Source organism: Amycolatopsis stemonae, assembly GCF_054781455.1.
The window spans coordinates 1-15323 of record NZ_BAAGUJ010000023.1 but is presented as its reverse complement, the minus strand read 5'-3'; the positions used below and the strand labels follow the sequence as shown (position 1 = coordinate 15323).

The window sequence follows — 15323 nt, the reverse complement described above, 5'->3', positions numbered from 1 at the left end:
CCCTCAGGCCTCCCAGTCGGCGATGACGGCGTCGGTGTCCGCGCCCGGCCGGGGCGGGGAGGCCGGACGGGCCGCGGCCGTGCGGGAGAAGCGCGGTGCCGGCGCGGCCTGCGGGACGCCGTCGACCTCGATGATCGTTTCCCGGTGGGCCAGGTGCGGGTGGGCGGGCACCTCTTCGGGGGCCAGCACCGGCGTCACGCAGGCGTCCGTGCCGGCGAAGACCTCGGCCCATTCGTCGCGGGGGCGGGTGCGGAAGACGCCGGCGATGCGGTCGCGCAGCCGCGGCCAGCCGGCGCGGTCGAGCTGGCCGGGGAGCGTGGCCGGGTCGAGGCCGAGGCCGTCGAGGAGGGCGCGGTAGAACTGCGGTTCGATCGCGCCGACCGCCACCCAGCGGCCGTCCGCGCAGGTGTAGGTGTCGTAGAACGGGGCGCCGCCGTCGAGCAGGTTCGCGCCGCGGTCGTCCGACCACGTGCCCTGCCCGCGCATGGTCCACAGCATCTGCAGCAGAACGCTGGTGCCGTCGACCATCGCCGCGTCGACGACCTGGCCTTCGCCCGAGCGTTCGCGCTCCCACAGGGCGGCGAGGATGCCGGTGAGGAGGAACATCGAGCCGCCGCCGAAGTCGCCGACCAGGTTCAGCGGCGGCACCGGGCGCTCGCCGGCGCGGCCGATGGCGTGCAGCGCTCCGGTGAGGCCGATGTAGTTGAGGTCGTGGCCGGCCCGCTGGGCCAGCGGCCCCTCCTGGCCCCAGCCGGTCATCCGCGCGTAGACGAGCCGCGGGTTCAGCTCCCGGCACGCGTCCGGGCCGACGCCGAGCCGTTCGGCGACGCCCGGCCGGAAGCCTTCGAGCAGCACGTCGGCCTTGGCGATCAGGCGGCGCGTCAAGGCGCGTCCGTCGTCGGACTTGAGGTCCGCGGCCACCGAGCGCCGGCCCCGCAGCAGGTGGTCGGGCCGGCCGCCGGTCAGGTCGAGGGTGCCCTGGGGGCGTTCGATCCGGACGACGTCCGCGCCGAGGTCGGCGAGGACCATGGCCGCGTGCGGGGCCGGGCCGATGCCGGCCAGTTCGACCACGCGCAGCCCCGTCAACGGTCCTGTCATGTCGTGCTCTCCAGTCAGTGGAACTTCGGCGTTTCGTCGCGACCTGGGCCGCCCTCGACCCGGAAGCCAAGCGTCGCACGACGCGAGCTCATGACGTGAGGCAGCCGCACCTCGGTCCGGCCCATTGCCCGGTCCTGTTCAGGAGTGACGCGTGTTCGATTACGATCTTCCCGCCCCGTCGCCGCGCGCCCGCGAGCTGCAGGAGCGGATGCTGGCGTTCGTGCGGGACCGGGTCCTCCCGGCGGAGGCCGAGTACCTGGCGCACCGCCGCGCCGCGGGCCCGGACGACCACGTCGTCCCGCCGGTCGTCGAGCGGCTGAAGACGGAGGCGCGCGCCCAGGAGCTGTGGAACCCTGTTCCTCCCGGCCGAATCCGGGCTGACGCAGCTGGAGTACGCGGCGATCGCGGAGCTGTCGGGCTGGAGCCTCGACCTGGCGCCCGAAGCCATCAACGGCCAGGCGCCCGACACCGGGAACATGGAGCGGCTGCACCTGCTCGGCAGTGAAGCGCAGAAGCGGGACTGGCTCGCGCCGTTGCTGGCGGGGGAGATCCGGTCGGCGTTCGCGATGACCGAGCCGGACGTCGCCAGCAGCGACGCCACGAACATCGCCACCCGCATCGTGCGCGACGGCGAGACCTACGTGATCACCGGCCGCAAGTGGTGGACCAGCGGGGCGATGGACCCGCGGTGCGCGTTCTTCATCGTGATGGGCAAGACCGACCCCGAAGCCGCGACGCACCGGCAGCAGACGATGGTGCTCGTCCCGCGCGACACCCCCGGCGTCACGGTCGTGCGGGACCTCCCGGTGTTCGGCCACCACGACCGGCACGGCCACGCCGAAGTCCGCTTCGACGACGTCCGCGTGCCGGTGGAGAACGTGATCGGCGAAGAGGGCGGCGGGTTCGCGGCCGCGCAGGCCCGCCTCGGCCCCGGCCGGATCCACCACTGCATGCGTGCCCTCGGCGCGGCCGAACGCGCGCTGGCGCTCATGGTTTCGCGGGCGCGGGACCGCGTCGCCTTCGGCGGTCCGCTGGCCGATCAGGGTGTGGTGCAGCAGCAGATCGCCGAGTCCCGGCTGGAGATCGAGCAGGCGCGGATGCTGTGCCGGCGGGCGAGTCACGTCATCGACGTCTCGGGCAACAAGGCCGCCCGCGACCTGGTCGCGATGGCGAAGGTGGCGTTCCCCCGCGCGGCGACCCGCGTGATCGACCGCGCGATCCAGGTCCACGGCGGCGCGGGCGTCACGGACGTGACCCCGCTGGCGGCGATGTACGCGTGGCACCGCGCGATGCGGCTGTTCGACGGCCCGGACGAGGTCCACCTGCGGTCGATCGCGAAGGCGGAGCTCCGGCGGGACCCGGTGCTGCCGCCCGCCTGACCCGGATCAGGCCGGCGGGTAGGGCATGCCGTACGGGACCGGGCGCTTGGCCGCGGTGAGCCGGACGATGCCGAGGACGCCCGCGACGACGAGGGCGATGAGCACGAACAGCACCGCGATCATCTGGATCACCCGGAACCCCATCGCCTCGGAGACCAGCTGGCCGATGACCGGCGCGAGCACCAAGGCGAGCACCGCCAGCGCGCCGAGCACCCCGGCGATGAGGCCGCGCTTTTCGCGGACCTTCAGGATCAGGGCGACCGTCGCGCCGGCGGCCGCGCCCGTGCCGAGTCCGGCGAAGACGCGGCCGGCCGCCAGGAGGCCGCCGCCGTCGGCGAAGGCGGCCAGCAGGACGCCGACCAGCAGGAACCCGAGCGCGGGGAGGGTCACCGCGGTGGGGAAGCGGGCGCCGAGCAGGAGCCCTGCGGGCAGCGTGAGCGCCATCCCGGCGAGGTAGGCGACCAACCCGCCCAGGAGCAGGCTGTGGGTGGACAGGTGCAGCGCGCGCTGGATCTCCGACACGCCGTCGAACCGGTAGATCACGGTCAGCAGGAACAACCCGATCAGCGCGGCGAACCCGGGGCCGATCACCTGCCACCACACGGGCGCGGCAGCCGGGCGGGCGACAGGGGGCGTCACGTGCATGGGCTCACCGTATAGCGCCGAAGGTGGCCTTGTACGGCGTTTTCGGGACTACGTGCAGCCAGGGGAGGGACGCCCGCGTAGTCCGGGCTGAGCCGGTCTTCCAGCCGGGCGAAGCGGTGTCGAGCCGTTCGGCGGCCGGCGCGTCCGGGTCCGGGCTGCTCATCGCTCCGTGGCGTCCCGAAGATCCTTGCCCGTCAAGGCATTGCCGGATCATCCACGCCGTACCGACCGGATGGTATGTTGACGCCGTGATCGCAGTGGCGCGCCGGACCTGGCGCTACCTCGAGCCGTACCACGGAATGATCTACTTCGCCCCGGAAGCCGCCGCCGCGTACCGGGAACTCGGGGTCACCGGCCGTGCCGGGTACTTCGCCTCCCGGTCGGCCGCCCTCGGTGCCGTTCCGGCGTCCGTGGTCGTGGCGACCTTCTACAACTTCAACCCCGCCCTCGTCGGGGAGTCGATCGCCGCGGCCTGGTCCGCGACCGAACCCGCCGCCGTCCTCGAGGCCCGCTACGCCGCGGCCGACCAGGCCCTGCGCGGCATCCTCGGCGACGCGGTCACCTCGCCCGAGATGCGCCGCGCCGCCGCGCTCCTGCGGGAGGCCGCGGAGACGGTCGTCGAAGACGTCACCGGCCGTCCCCTCTTCGCCGCCCACGCCGCCCTGCCGTGGCCGGCCGAGCCCCACCTGATCCTGTGGCACGCGCAGACCCTGCTCCGGGAGTACCGCGGTGACGCGCACGTCGCCGCCCTGCTGACGGCCGGCTTGAGCGGGATCGAAGCCCTCGTCACCCACGCCGCCTCCGGGGCCGTCCCCGCCGAAACCCTGCGCACTTCGCGGTCCTGGTCGGAAGACGACTGGAACCGGGCCGTCAGCGGCCTGCGCGAGCGGGACTGGCTCACCGGCGACGCCGACCCGGCGTTCACGCCCGCCGGCGCCGCCCGCCGCGCGCAAATCGAGCAGGCGACCGACGAAAACAGCGTCGCGCCCTACGCCCACATCGGCGAGTCCGCCTGCGTCGAACTGCAGACGCTGGTCCGCCCGTACAGCCGGGCGCTCGCCGAAAAGCTCATGCCGTGGGCCGCCGCCAGGACCTAGCGCAACCACCGCAGGGCCGCGTCGGCGCAGTCCTCGGGGCTGGTGTTGAACGCGATCGCCGCGTTCGGCGCGTACCGCCGGACGTCGTTGACGACCCGTTCGAAGAGCCCGAGCAGCGGTTCGTGCGCGCGGATGCCGCCGCCGATCACGACGCAGGCGTAGTCGTTGCCCCGCAAGGCTTCGACGACATCCGCTTCGGGGTGCTCGTCGACGGTCAGCAGGCAGTAGTCCGCGTCGATGCCGTGGCCGTCGAACCGGGCCCGGCCGCGTGCCACCGCCGCTTGGACCGGCTCGGGATCCCAGCCCTCGAGCTTGGCCGGGTCGAGACCGATCACCAGCACTCGTCCGAAAGTCACGCGGTCAACGGTAGCGTCAGCGCCGAGTGCTCGGGGCGTGGCTTGGCCGAGGGCGCCGCGGCGCGCTGCCGGAGCGCGGAGTTGCGCTGGGCGAGGGCTTCCGCCGTGGTGGGGAACAACGTGGCCCGGCCTGCGCCGACGGTGGCCTGGTTGCGTTCGACGAAGTCCCGCACGCCGGTTTCGTAGGCCGCGAAGGCCGCCGTGTGGTCCGGGACGGTGGCCAGGGCGTGGCCCAGCATGTAGGCGCCGACGAGAGCGAGGCTGGTGCCCTGTCCGGTCAGGAACGACGGCGCGTACGCGGCGTCGCCGACCAAGGCGACCCGGCCGTTCGTCCACTGTGGCAGGTGGATCTGGCTGACGACGTCGAAGAAGAGGTCGTCGGCCACGGTCATCGCCCGGACCAGGCGCGGGATTTCCCAGCCCTCGCCCGCGAACGTGCGCGCGACGAGGTCGCGTTGTGCCTCGGGGTTCCGGAACGCCTCGATCGGCGCGTCCGGGCGGGCGAAGACCAGGAACCCGTGGATCTCCGGGCTGTCGCGCACCGCGTAGAGCGCCGCGCCCTTGCCGGGCGTGCTCCACACGAGCCCTTCGCGGTGGAGCCCGAAGTCGTTCGGCAGGGTGAACCCGGCGAAGCAGTAGCCGAGGTAGTGGTGGAACGGCCGCTCGTCGCCGAAGACCAGGCCGCGGGTGTGCGAGTGCAGGCCGTCCGCGCCGAACACCAGGTCGTAGGTCTCCTGCCGGCCGCCGCGGAAGGTGACGTCGACGCCGCCTTCGTGTTGCGCCAGGGTTTCCACGCTCTCGCCGAACCGGAAGGCGACGTCGTCGCACACCAGGTCGTAGAGCGTCCGCGTGAGGTCGCCACGGCGGATCTCGACGTCCTGGCCTTCGACTCCGCCGGCGACCTCTTCGGGACCCAGCGACGCCACTTCGCTGCCGTCGACGTCGAGGAAGGTCAGCCGGCGGGTCGAGATGTGCAGGTCCCGCAGGGCGGGCAGGATCCCCATCCGACGCACGGCCTCGAGGGCGGTGCCGCGGATGTCGATCGGGTAGCCGCTCGCGCGCAGTTCCGGCGCCTTCTCCACGACCGTCACGGCGTACCCGGACCGCCGCAGCCAGTAGGCGAGCGCGGGGCCGGCGATGCTCGCGCCGGAGATCAGAACTCGGGTGGTCATCGCAACCTCCGATAGCTAAGTTAGGTATCTGTTTGCCGGATGCGACAATGCCCGGGTTCGCTCCGGCGACAGGGTCAAATATATACCTAAGTTAGCTATCTAAGGGGTGTGATGGCGGTCACCGGCGACGCGGCGGACCTGCGGTCCGTGCTGCCGCGGATCATCCAGCTGGGCAACCTGCTGAACCGCAGTGGCCTGGGGGAGCGGGCGTTGAAGAGCATCGGCGCCGACCTCGACCGGCCCGGGTTGTCGATCATCCTCGCCTTGCACATGACCGGGAAGGCGATGCGGGTCGGCGAGATCGCGGACCGGATGCAGGTCGCCGGGCCGCACGTCACGCGCCACCTGCACGTGCTCGAACGCCGCCGGCTCGTGCACGGCCTGGCCGACCCCGACGACCGCCGGGCCCGCCTGGTCGAGCTGACTCCGGAAGGTGCCGAGCTGGCCGGCCGGTACGTCACGACGCTGCTCGGCTGGTTCGGCGACGCGCTGTCCGGGTGGTCGGCGAAGGACCGCGAAACCTTCTATTCCCTGCTCCTGCGCTTCACTGACGACCTCTCGGCGTTCCTGGCCTCGGCCGGCGAAGCGGAGTGATGCGCCGCCCGGCGGATACTTGCACTCCGTAACGATCTAGGCTGTGAACAAATCTGCGACCTTCATCCGGTTCGCACGATTTGTCCGGACAAGGTCGTCTCGTGAGGACTGCGCATGCCATCGACCGACGTGGCCCGGCCGCGGGAAGCGCGGCGGTACCGGCCGGAGCTGCAGGGGCTGCGCGCGGTCGCCGCGCTGCTGGTCGTCGTCTACCACGTGTGGCTGGGCCGGATCTCCGGCGGCGTCGACGTGTTCTTCCTGATCTCGGGCTTCCTGATCACCGGGCAGCTGGTCCGGGCCGCCGGGCGGGGGCGGATCGCCTTCGCGCCGATGTGGGGCCGGATGATCAAGCGGCTCTTCCCGGCCGCGCTGACCGTGCTGTTCGCGGTGCTGGTGGCGGGGATGGTCCTGCTGCCGCAGGACCGGTGGTTCCAGACCATCAAGGAAGTGTTCGCCTCGGCGCTGTACGTCGAGAACTGGCGCTTGGCGGCGGACTCGGTGGACTACTTCGCGCAGCACAACACCGCCAGCGTCGTCCAGCACTACTGGTCGCTGTCGATCCAGGGCCAGTTCTACGTCGCGTGGCCGTTGCTCATCGCGCTCGTCGCCCTGGTCGCAGCCCGGCTGCGCCGCTCGCTGACCGCGTCCGTGGCGGTCGCGCTCGGAGTTCTGTTCGCCGGGTCGCTGGCGTATTCGGTGCACCTGACCGCGGTCAACCAGCCGCTGGCCTACTTCCACTCGCTGACGCGGGTGTGGGAGTTCGCGCTCGGCGGCCTGCTCGTGCTGGTCGTCGACCGGGTCGTGCTGCCGCGCGTGCTGCGGGTCCTGCTGGGCTGGGCCGGCCTCGCCGGCCTGGTGACCTGCGGGATCGTGCTGAACGTCGGCGAGGTGTTCCCGGGCTGGGCGGCGCTCTGGCCGACCCTGTCGGCGGTGCTGGTGATCCTGGCGGGCGCCACCGGCAGCCGCGCGGGCGCCGACCGGCTGCTGTCCTCGCGGCCGCTGGAGTACCTGGGCAACCTCAGCTACGCGCTGTACCTGTGGCACTGGCCGGTCCTGTTGTTCTACCTGATCGCCCGGCACCGCGAAGCCGTCGGACCGCTCGGCGGCGCGGTCGTGATCGGCCTGTCGGTGCTGCTCGCCGCCGCGACGCACCACCTCGTCGAACAGCCGGTGCGGGCTTCGAAGGTGGGCGACCGGACGCGCTGGGGCGCCTACCGGTTCGGCGTGCTCGCGCTGCTGCCCGTCCTGCTGGTCGCGTTCAGCTGGCAGGTCGTGAGCACGAAGAAGGCCGCCTTCTCGATCGCGCTGGACGACGACGACCACCCGGGCGCGCTCGCCCGCGACCCGGACTCGCCGAAGAAGACGTTGCCCGGCAAGAACGTCGTGCCGCCGCTGATCGCCGTGCCGAACGACTGGGGCGGCATCCCGGGCGCGACGTGCGTCCCGTCGCGCTTCGACAAGATCCTCGAGGTGTGCACGGCGCGCCCCGAAGGGACACCGGTGAAGCGGATCGTCGCGGTCGGCGACTCGCACATCCAGCAGTACCTGGCCGCGCTCAAGCCGATGGCCGAGAAGAACGGCTACGAGATCACGTTCATGCTCAAGGGCGCGTGCCCGTTTTCGACCCGGTCGGAGGCGATGCCGGACGATCCGGGCTGCCTCGCGTGGAACTCGGCGGCCCAGCGGGAGATCCTCGCGCTGCACCCGGACGCGGTGCTGACGCTCGCCAGCCGCGACGTGCGGCCGGGCCTGACCGAACGGACGCCGCAGGGTTTCGTCGACCAGTGGAAGGTGCTGGACCGGGCGGGCATCCCGGTCGTCGCGGTCCGCGACAACCCGCGGCTGGGCTTCTCCCCGACGACGTGCATCGACACCCGCGGCACCAAGGCGCCCGAGTGCAGCGTGCCGCGCAAGACCCTGCTGGCCGAGCCGCCGCCGTACGCCGCGGTGGCCGGCATCCCGCCGTCGGTGTCCGTGCTCGACTTCAGCGACTACTTCTGCGGGCACAGCCTGTGCCGCCCGGTCGTCGGGAACGTCCTGGTGTACATGGACGACAACCACGTCACCGCGAGCTTCATGACCACGCTCTCGCCGGTGCTGGAGAAAGCGATGGTCGCGGCACTCGGCTGGTGACGCGTCAAGCCGGGGCCCGGCGGGCGGTCAGCCCTTGTCCCGCGCGGCCTTGAAGCGCCGCGCGCCGTCGCGCAGGTCGACGATGGGGCCGGGGTAGCCGACGTCGTCGAGCTTCCAGGGCTCGTGGACGGCGCCGCCCGGGACGCCGGCGAGCACGGGGACGTAGCGCCGGACGTAGTCGCCGTCCGGGTCGTAGCGGTGGGCCTGGGCCAGCGGGTTGAGGACGCGGTTGGGCCGGGTGTCGGGGCCGGTCCCGGCGACCCACTGCCAGTTCAGCTGGTTGTTCGCGACGTCGCCGTCGACCAGGAGGTCGGCGAAGTGCCGGGCGCCGAGGCGCCAGTCCACGTAGAGCGTCTTGGCCAGGAAGCTCGCCGCGATGAGCCGGGCCCGGTTGTGCAGCCAGCCTTCGCGGGCGAGCTGGCGCATGGCGGCGTCGACGATCGGGTAGCCGGTCCGGCCGTCGCGCCAGGCCGCGAGGTCGCGGTCCGAGCGGCGCCACCGGTCGCCGTGGGGCCGGTAGTCCTCGCGGGCGCAGTCCGGGCGCGCGGCGAGCACCTGGTGGTGGAAGTCCCGCCACGCCAGCTGCCGCGCGAACGCCCGCGTCCCCTCCGAGCCGTCGCCGGCACGGTCGAGGAGTTCGGTGACCGAAATCGTGCCGAAGTGCAGGTGCGGCGACAACCGCGAGGTGCCGTCGCCGGCGAGCGCGTCGTGCTGGGCGGCGTAGTCGTCGAGGCCGTCACGCAGCCACGACGTCACGAGCTTGCGGGCGGCTTTTTCGCCACCCACGGGCAGCTCCGGGGACGTCCGGCCGGGGCACAGCTGCTCGGCGCGGGACCGACGCCCACTTGCGGAAGTAGGGCGTGAAGACGGCGAAGTGGTCTTTGCCGCCGGTGGGGGTGAGGGACAGCGGAGCCACGGCGGTGGTGACCGTGTCGTGGACGTGCAGGTCGACGCCGAGCTCGCCGAGGTGCTCCGCCAGGGCGTCTTCGCGCTGCCGGGCGTACTTGCCGGCGGACGACCGCGAGGACCTCGTCGAGCGGGTTCCCTTTGCGCACCACCAAGGCGCCGCCGCGGTCGAGGTCTTCGAGGCAGCCGGCCAGGAACGCGGTCCGGTTGGGCCTGCCGAACGCGCGGCCGATGGCGTCGTCGACCACGAACAACGGGATGCACCGCTCGGCCGTGGCCGCGGCGTGCAGCACGGGGTTGTCGTGCACCCGGAGGTCGCGGGTGAACAGGGCGATCGAGGTCCGGCCGGTGCTCATCACGTCCGCGTACCCACCGGCGGGCCGGTCGACGCGGATCGCGCCGGGACTAAACGCGGGGAGCCGGGGGTACCCCGTCCCGATGAGATTGGCTGTACTGGACATCGGGTCGAACTCGGCCCAGCTGCAGGTGGTCGACGTCTCCGCCGGGGCGCCGCCGCTGCCGGCGCACGCGGTGAAGGAACCGACCCTGCTGGCCGAAGAGCTGCTGCCCGACGGCGCGCTGAGCGAAACCGGGATCGAGCGGGTGGCCGCCGCGGTGGGCCGGTCGGTCGACGCGGCGGTGCGGCTCGGCGTCGACCACCTGTACCCCTTCGTCACCGCGGCCGTGCGCGACGCGGCGAACCGCGAAGAGGTCATCGACCGCATCCAGGCGGATTCCGGGCTGCGGCCGCAGTACCTGTCCGGTGAGGAAGAGGCGCGGTTGACGTACTTCGCCGCCCGTCGCTGGTACGGCTGGTCGGCGGGCCGGCTGCTGCTCGTGGACATCGGCGGCGGGTCGATGGAGCTGGTCCTGGGCCGCGACGAGGAACCCGAGCTGGCGATTTCGCTGCCGCTGGGCGCGGGCCGGCTCACCCGCGAGTTCCTGACGGCCGATCCGCCCACGGGCAAGCAGCTCAAGGCGGTGCGCCGGCACGTGCGCGACACCCTGTCCGAGGTCTTGGACCGGTTGCGCTGGGAGGGCCCGGCGCGGCGGGTGGTCGCGACGTCGAAGACGTTCAAGCAGCTGGCCCGCCTGGCCGGCGCGGCCCCGCAGCGCAAGGGCCCGTTCGTCGCGCGCGAGCTGGCGACGGCCGACCTGCGCAAGTGGATCCCGCGGCTGGCCCGCGTCCCCGCGGCCGAACGTGCCGGGCTCCCCGGCATCTCGCGCCCGCGCGCGCGTCAGGTGGTGGCCGGAGCGCTGGGAGCCGAAGCGACGCTGTCCGCATTGGACGTGTCCACTGTGGAGGTCTGCCCGTGGGCGCTGCGGGAAGGGATCCTGTTGCGCCACCTGGAACGGGTCGCCGACTCGCCGGACCTGCCGCTGCAGCCGTTGACCCGCCACCCGGACGCCACGGTCCGCCCGTTGCACGCGATGGCGGACCAGCCGACCTGAGCTACGGCAGCGGGACGGCCTCCGCTTCGGAGCGGTGGCGGCGGCAGGCCGTGCACACCACCGTCTGGCCCAGCAGCGTGCCGTCCCCGGCCACCAGCCGGGCGACGTGCAACGCGGGCAGCCCGCACTCCTCGCACGGGATGGGCCTGCTGTCGCGGCTGATCATGACTCGGTTGGGCACGGTGGAGCCCCCTGACGGGATCGAAGGTCCCGCCCGCATACCCCGTGGCCCGCGCCACACTCGTCCGGCGCAAGAGACTCACCCGAAAGGAGTAGCGCGCTGGTTGACGCGCCGTGAGGCGGGGTAAGAGGTGGGCGCGCGCCGACGAAGGGACGTCCATCCATGCGCTTCACCCCACGGGGTACCCGGTTCTTCGACCTGCTCACCGACGCGGCGGGAAACCTGGTGGCCGCGGCCGCGCTGCTGCGTGAGCTCACCACCGCCGAGCCCGGCGACCGGGAGGCCCTGGCCAAGCGCCTGCACGAGGTCGAGCACCGCGGCGACGAGCTCACGCACACGATTATGGTGGAGCTGAACAGCTCGTTCGTGACGCCGTTCGACCGCGAGGACATCCAGGCGCTGGCCGCGAAGATCGACGACGTGCTCGACTTCATGGACACCGCGGCGGACCTGGCCGTCCTGTACCGGATCGACGCCTTCCCGCCCGGCACCGACCTGATGGTCCGGGTGCTGTGCCGCGCCTCCGAGCTCACCGCGAACTCGATGCCCGGCCTGGCCAAGGTCGGGGAGCTCGAGCCGTACTGGATCGAGATCAACGAGCTGGAGAACGAGGCCGACCGGATCTACCGCCGGATCCTGGCGCACCTGTTCGAGCCGGGCGGCGACGCCCTCGAAGTGCTCAAGACCAAGGAGGTCGTGGAGCAGTTCGAGCTGGCCGCGGACGCCTTCGAGCACGTCGCCGACGTGGTGCAGACCATCGCGGTCAAGGAGTCGTAGTGAGCGGCACGGCCGCCCTGGTCGTGGTGATCGTCCTGACGCTGTTCTTCGACTACACCAACGGCTTCCACGACGCGGCGAACGCGATCGCGAGCGCGGTGTCGACGCGCGCGCTGACCCTGCGCGCGGCGCTCGTGCTGGCGGCGGTGATGAACCTGGCCGGCGCGCTGCTGTCCACCGGCATCGCCGCGACCGTGGCGAAGGGCATCATCGACGTCCCGGCCGGGCCGGACGCGCTCACGGTCGTCTTCGCCGCGCTCGCCGGGGCGATCACCTGGAACCTCGTGACGTGGTACTTCGGGCTCCCGTCGTCGTCTTCGCACTCGCTGATCGGCGGGATGGTCGGCGCGGCCCTGGCGGCGGCGAGCACCGTGCACTGGGCCGGGATCGCCGAGAAGGTGCTGATCCCGATGGTCGCGTCGCCGCTGCTCGGGTTGGGTCTGGGCTACCTCGCGATGGTCGGCACGCTGTGGCTGCTGCGCCGCGCGAACCCGCACCGCAGCGGCCGGGTGTTCCGCCGGTTCCAGATCCTTTCGGCGTCGGCGCTCGCGCTCGGCCACGGCCTGCAGGACGCGCAGAAGGGCATGGGCGTCATCGTGCTGGCCCTGGTGGCGGCCGGGCAGCAGGCGACGTTCGCGGTGCCGTTGTGGGTCACGCTGCTGTGCGCGGCGGCGCTGTCCCTGGGCACCTACTCGGGCGGCCTGCGGATCATGCGGACGCTGGGCCGCCGGGTGTTCCCGCTCGACCCGCCGCACGGGTTCGTCGCGGAGTCGGTGGCGTCGTCGGTGCTGTACGTGACGGCGTTCGCGGTGAAGGCCCCGATCTCGACGACCCACGTGATCACGGCGGCGATCATGGGCGTCGGCGCGACCCGCCGCCTGTCGGCGGTCCGGTGGGGCATCGCCCGCGACATCGTGCTGGGCTGGGTCCTGACGTTCCCGGCGGCGGCCGCGGTTTCGGCCGCGGTCTACCTGGTGGCCGACGCGCTCACGTGAGCCGTCCGATCGATGCGTCGAGCCTGCTGTCACGAACCGCGACCCGTCTCCGGCTCCGTGTTTCAATACGGGTTCAAGCGAGGAGGCCGGATGGGCAGTACCGCGGGCGCGCGGTCGCTCGGTTCCAATGAGGTGGCGCGGATGCTGGGCGTGTCCCAGGTGACGCTGCGCACCTGGGAGCAGCGCTACGGGATCGGCGCCGCGGAGCGGGAGGCCAACGGCCGGCGGCGGTACACGCCGGAGGACGTCGAACGGCTGCGCCGGATGCGGGCCTTGCAGGCACAGGGGACGAGCGCGCGCGACGCCGCCCGGCTGGTGCTCGACCGGTCCGCCGCCGAAGTGACTTCCGGGCAGCGGCGGCAACGGCTCGCCGAGACGGCGGAGCTGCTCGACCTGGCCACGATGGGCGGTCTGGTCGACGACGCGCTCGGCACCCTCGGCGTGGCGACGGCGTGGACCGAGGTCGTCTCCCCGGTGCTGCGCGCGATCGGGGAACGCTGGGCGCAGCTGGGCGACCGCACCGCGATGGCCGCGGAATGGGCGCTCGCCACCGCGGCGTCGGGAGCGCTCGACCGGTACCCGGCGCCCGCGCCGGCCCGGACGGGCCGGGCACCGGTGATCTTCGTGTGCGGTCCGGCGGAACGCCACGAGCTGCCGGTCAAGATGCTCAGCGCCGCCCTGAGCGACGTCGGCGCGCCGGCGATGTTCCTCGGCGGCCTGGTGTCGCTCGACGTCCTGCGCGTGGTCACGGCCCGGTTCACCCCGAGCGAGGTGGTGGTGTGGTCGATGACGTCGCCGTCCGCGGACGTGCGGATCCTGCGCGCCCTGCACGGCGACGGCGTGCCGGTCCGCCCGGCCGGACCGGGCTGGCGGGGCCTGCCGACCGTGGGCGAGCCGTTGCCGCCGTCATTCACCGCGTCCCTGGCCGGCTTCGGCGGCTGACCGCGTCAGCCGCCGCCGCGTCTCCCGGGGCCGGTAGCCGTTCGCGTGGTCGCTGCGGCGGGGCGGGACGTCGTTGGCGATCAGCACCGCCGCCCACGGCAGCGGGACGGAGATCGCCAGGAAGGCGAGGGCCAGCCACCAGATGTGCGCGGTGAGCCCGGCGAGCACGAGGCAGGGGATCCGGCAGGCCATCATCAGGACGTACTTGCGGCGGCGCCGGGCCAGCTGGTCGTCGGCCGAGGGGGCGGCCGTGGTGATGAGGACGGGGCTGCGGTCGCGGCTCACGAAGGAGTCCTCCCGGGTGGTGGGTGGACGGCGAGCACGGCGAGCGGGCCGACCGTGGTGGTCAGGACGCAGCTCAGGATCGCCAGGGGCTGCCCGGGAAAGTGCCGGGTGGCGGCCCAGAGCGACCCGGCGACCAGGAGAGCGGCCAGCGCGCGGCCGACCACGATCGCCGTGCCGCGCAGGCGCGCGTCGCGGCTGTCCACAATGGTCAGGTTCAGTCCGGCGTGGACGGTCAGGGCCACGCACGCGGCCGGCAGCACCGACTCCAGGGGCGACCACGTGAGGCTGACCGTCGTGGCGACCGCGGACAGCACCGCGGCCGCGACCGCGCACGCCTGCGCGAACCGGTGCGTCAGGCGGGTCGCCGTGGCGGTCCGCGGCAGGGTCGCGGTCATCGACGGCCCCGGTCCAGGGCCCGGGTCTCCTCGGGCGGGTCCGGGCTGAGCAGCGAACCCGGCACGGCGTGCCCGGCCGAGCCCAGCTTGTTCATCTTCTTCGGCACCGGGGCGCCCTGGTAGTCCAGCGGAACCCGGGCCAGCGGCTGGTGGATCTCGATGAACTCACCGTGCGGCAACCGTTTGATGATGCCCGTCTCGACGCCGTGCTCGAGCACCTCGCGGTCGGCCCGCTGCAGCCCGACGCACAGCCGGTAGGTGACGAAGTACACCAGCGGCGGCCCGACGAGGAGCCCGATCCGGCCCGCCCAGGTCATCGCGTTGAGCGAGAGGTCGAACTGGACGGCGAGGATGTCGTTGAAGCTGGACAGCGTGAGCACGGCGAAGAAGGTGATCGCCATCGCCCCGATGGACGTGCGGACGGGGGCGTCCCTCGGGCGCTGCAGGAGGTTGTGGTGCGCGGTGTCCTTGGACAGCTTCCGCTCGATGAACGGGTAGCTCAGCAGCAGCGTCACCAGGACGGCGATGCCGATGGCACCGGCGAAGAACACCGGCGGCACCGTGTGGTCGCCGAGGTAGAGCTCCCACGGCGGCCACACGCGCAGGAGCCCGTCGGCCCAGCCCATGTACCAGTCCGGCTGGGATCCGGCGGAGACCTGGGTGGGGTTGTAGGGCCCGAAGTTCCACACCGGGTTGATCTGGAACAGCCCCGACATCAGTGCCAGGACCCCGATGACCAGGGTGAAGAACGCGCCGCCCTTGAGCGCGAAGTACGGCATGATCCGCACCCCGACGACGTTGGTCTCCTTGCGCCGCACCCCCGGGAACTGGGTGTGCTTCTGGTACCACACCAGCGCCAGGTGCACCCCGACCAGCGCCAGCATGATCCCCGGCAGCAGCAGGATGTGCAGCGTGT

The 15323-nt window shown here is 72.6% G+C and carries 16 protein-coding genes and 2 pseudogenes; 8 read left to right on the top strand and 10 right to left on the bottom strand.

Annotated features, from left to right (window positions below):
• Positions 1–3 precede the first annotated feature (3 nt).
• Positions 4–1098, bottom strand: coding sequence for a CaiB/BaiF CoA transferase family protein (locus ACYVLJ_RS44230; protein ID WP_460443198.1), 1095 nt, complete (start codon positions 1096–1098; stop codon positions 4–6).
• Between the two features lie 208 nt (positions 1099–1306).
• On the opposite strand from ACYVLJ_RS44230, the pseudogene ACYVLJ_RS44225 reads away from it, so the two are divergent.
• Positions 1307–2477: pseudogene (locus ACYVLJ_RS44225) on the top strand (acyl-CoA dehydrogenase family protein).
• Between the two features lie 6 nt (positions 2478–2483).
• On the opposite strand, the gene ACYVLJ_RS44220 reads toward ACYVLJ_RS44225, so the two are convergent.
• Positions 2484–3122: an MFS transporter gene (locus ACYVLJ_RS44220; RefSeq protein WP_460443197.1), complete on the bottom strand. Its 639-nt coding sequence runs from the start codon at positions 3120–3122 to the stop codon at positions 2484–2486.
• Positions 3123–3370: 248 nt separating this feature from the next.
• Between ACYVLJ_RS44220 and ACYVLJ_RS44215 the strand changes: the two genes are divergently transcribed.
• The gene (locus tag ACYVLJ_RS44215) at positions 3371–4219 is read left to right on the top strand and encodes an SCO6745 family protein (protein ID WP_460443196.1); all 849 of its coding nucleotides are present in this window, start codon (positions 3371–3373) and stop codon (positions 4217–4219) included.
• Here ACYVLJ_RS44215 and ACYVLJ_RS44210 read toward each other — a convergent pair.
• A complete protein-coding gene (locus ACYVLJ_RS44210) occupies positions 4216–4575 on the bottom strand; it encodes a hypothetical protein (RefSeq protein ID WP_451976518.1) in 360 nt (119 codons plus the stop codon). The genes ACYVLJ_RS44215 and ACYVLJ_RS44210 overlap by 4 nt on opposite strands.
• On the bottom strand, positions 4572–5747 hold the full coding sequence (locus ACYVLJ_RS44205) for a Rossmann-fold NAD(P)-binding domain-containing protein (RefSeq protein ID WP_460443195.1): 1176 nt from the start codon (positions 5745–5747) through the stop codon (positions 4572–4574). The genes ACYVLJ_RS44210 and ACYVLJ_RS44205 overlap by 4 nt, the downstream gene beginning before the upstream one ends.
• A gap of 111 nt (positions 5748–5858) precedes the next feature.
• Here ACYVLJ_RS44205 and ACYVLJ_RS44200 point away from each other — a divergent pair, with 111 nt between their 5' ends.
• Both ACYVLJ_RS44200 and ACYVLJ_RS44195 read left to right on the top strand, forming a co-directional pair.
• Positions 5859–6341, top strand: a complete 483-nt coding sequence (locus ACYVLJ_RS44200) for a MarR family winged helix-turn-helix transcriptional regulator (RefSeq protein WP_451976523.1) — start codon at positions 5859–5861, stop codon at positions 6339–6341.
• 114 nt (positions 6342–6455) lie between these two features.
• Positions 6456–8474 (top strand): acyltransferase family protein, encoded by a 2019-nt coding sequence (locus tag ACYVLJ_RS44195; RefSeq protein ID WP_460443194.1) that lies wholly within the window; start codon positions 6456–6458, stop codon positions 8472–8474.
• A 27-nt stretch (positions 8475–8501) separates the two neighbouring features.
• Here ACYVLJ_RS44195 and ACYVLJ_RS44190 read toward each other — a convergent pair whose 3' ends face one another.
• Positions 8502–9260, bottom strand: coding sequence for a cryptochrome/DNA photolyase family protein (locus tag ACYVLJ_RS44190; RefSeq protein ID WP_460443193.1), 759 nt, complete (start codon positions 9258–9260; stop codon positions 8502–8504).
• Positions 9211–9736: pseudogene (locus tag ACYVLJ_RS44185) on the bottom strand (deoxyribodipyrimidine photo-lyase). The gene ACYVLJ_RS44190 and the pseudogene ACYVLJ_RS44185 overlap by 50 nt, the downstream one beginning before the upstream one ends.
• 82 nt (positions 9737–9818) lie before the next feature.
• Between ACYVLJ_RS44185 and ACYVLJ_RS44180 the strand changes: the two are divergent.
• Positions 9819–10832, top strand: coding sequence for a Ppx/GppA family phosphatase (locus ACYVLJ_RS44180; protein WP_460443192.1), 1014 nt, complete (start codon positions 9819–9821; stop codon positions 10830–10832).
• Between the two features lies 1 nt (position 10833).
• Here the strand turns inward: ACYVLJ_RS44180 and ACYVLJ_RS44175 are convergent, their stop codons facing one another.
• Complete coding sequence (locus ACYVLJ_RS44175; protein ID WP_460443191.1) at positions 10834–11013, bottom strand: hypothetical protein; 180 nt, start codon at positions 11011–11013, stop codon at positions 10834–10836.
• A gap of 162 nt (positions 11014–11175) precedes the next feature.
• Between ACYVLJ_RS44175 and ACYVLJ_RS44170 the strand changes: the two genes are divergently transcribed.
• The 3 genes from ACYVLJ_RS44170 (at position 11176) to ACYVLJ_RS44160 (ending at position 13727) form a co-directional block, all read left to right on the top strand.
• Entirely contained in the window at positions 11176–11790 is a 615-nt protein-coding gene (locus tag ACYVLJ_RS44170; RefSeq protein ID WP_451976540.1) for a DUF47 domain-containing protein, read from the top strand.
• The gene (locus ACYVLJ_RS44165) at positions 11790–12785 is read left to right on the top strand and encodes an inorganic phosphate transporter (protein ID WP_460443190.1); all 996 of its coding nucleotides are present in this window, start codon (positions 11790–11792) and stop codon (positions 12783–12785) included. The genes ACYVLJ_RS44170 and ACYVLJ_RS44165 overlap by 1 nt, the downstream gene beginning before the upstream one ends.
• A gap of 90 nt (positions 12786–12875) precedes the next feature.
• On the top strand, positions 12876–13727 hold the full coding sequence (locus tag ACYVLJ_RS44160; protein WP_460443189.1) for a MerR family transcriptional regulator: 852 nt from the start codon (positions 12876–12878) through the stop codon (positions 13725–13727).
• On the opposite strand, the gene ACYVLJ_RS44155 is transcribed toward ACYVLJ_RS44160, so the two are convergent.
• From ACYVLJ_RS44155 to ACYVLJ_RS44145, 3 genes are all read right to left on the bottom strand, one after another.
• Positions 13692–14012, bottom strand: coding sequence for a DUF3099 domain-containing protein (locus tag ACYVLJ_RS44155; protein WP_460443188.1), 321 nt, complete (start codon positions 14010–14012; stop codon positions 13692–13694). The genes ACYVLJ_RS44160 and ACYVLJ_RS44155 overlap by 36 nt on opposite strands.
• The gene (locus tag ACYVLJ_RS44150; RefSeq protein ID WP_451976552.1) at positions 14009–14407 is read right to left on the bottom strand and encodes a hypothetical protein; all 399 of its coding nucleotides are present in this window, start codon (positions 14405–14407) and stop codon (positions 14009–14011) included. The genes ACYVLJ_RS44155 and ACYVLJ_RS44150 overlap by 4 nt, the downstream gene beginning before the upstream one ends.
• Positions 14404–15323, bottom strand: a 920-nt coding sequence (locus ACYVLJ_RS44145; protein ID WP_460443187.1) for a cytochrome b, incomplete at its 5' end; no start/stop codon positions are given. The genes ACYVLJ_RS44145 and ACYVLJ_RS44150, both read right to left, overlap by 4 nt.

Excerpts from the sequence above, each read along its gene's own strand:
- ACYVLJ_RS44195 (WP_460443194.1), top strand. The coding sequence starts at position 6,456 with ATGCCATCGACCGACGTGGCCCGGCCGCGGGAAGCGCGGCGGTACCGG.
- ACYVLJ_RS44160 (WP_460443189.1), top strand. The coding sequence starts at position 12,876 with ATGGGCAGTACCGCGGGCGCGCGGTCGCTCGGTTCCAATGAGGTGGCG.
- ACYVLJ_RS44220 (WP_460443197.1), bottom strand. The coding sequence starts at position 3,122 with ATGCACGTGACGCCCCCTGTCGCCCGCCCGGCTGCCGCGCCCGTGTGG.
- ACYVLJ_RS44205 (WP_460443195.1), bottom strand. The coding sequence starts at position 5,747 with ATGACCACCCGAGTTCTGATCTCCGGCGCGAGCATCGCCGGCCCCGCG.
- ACYVLJ_RS44170 (WP_451976540.1), top strand. The coding sequence starts at position 11,176 with ATGCGCTTCACCCCACGGGGTACCCGGTTCTTCGACCTGCTCACCGAC.
- ACYVLJ_RS44150 (WP_451976552.1), bottom strand. The coding sequence starts at position 14,407 with ATGACCGCGACCCTGCCGCGGACCGCCACGGCGACCCGCCTGACGCAC.
- ACYVLJ_RS44180 (WP_460443192.1), top strand. The coding sequence starts at position 9,819 with ATGAGATTGGCTGTACTGGACATCGGGTCGAACTCGGCCCAGCTGCAG.
- ACYVLJ_RS44200 (WP_451976523.1), top strand. The coding sequence starts at position 5,859 with ATGGCGGTCACCGGCGACGCGGCGGACCTGCGGTCCGTGCTGCCGCGG.
- ACYVLJ_RS44230 (WP_460443198.1), bottom strand. The coding sequence starts at position 1,098 with ATGACAGGACCGTTGACGGGGCTGCGCGTGGTCGAACTGGCCGGCATC.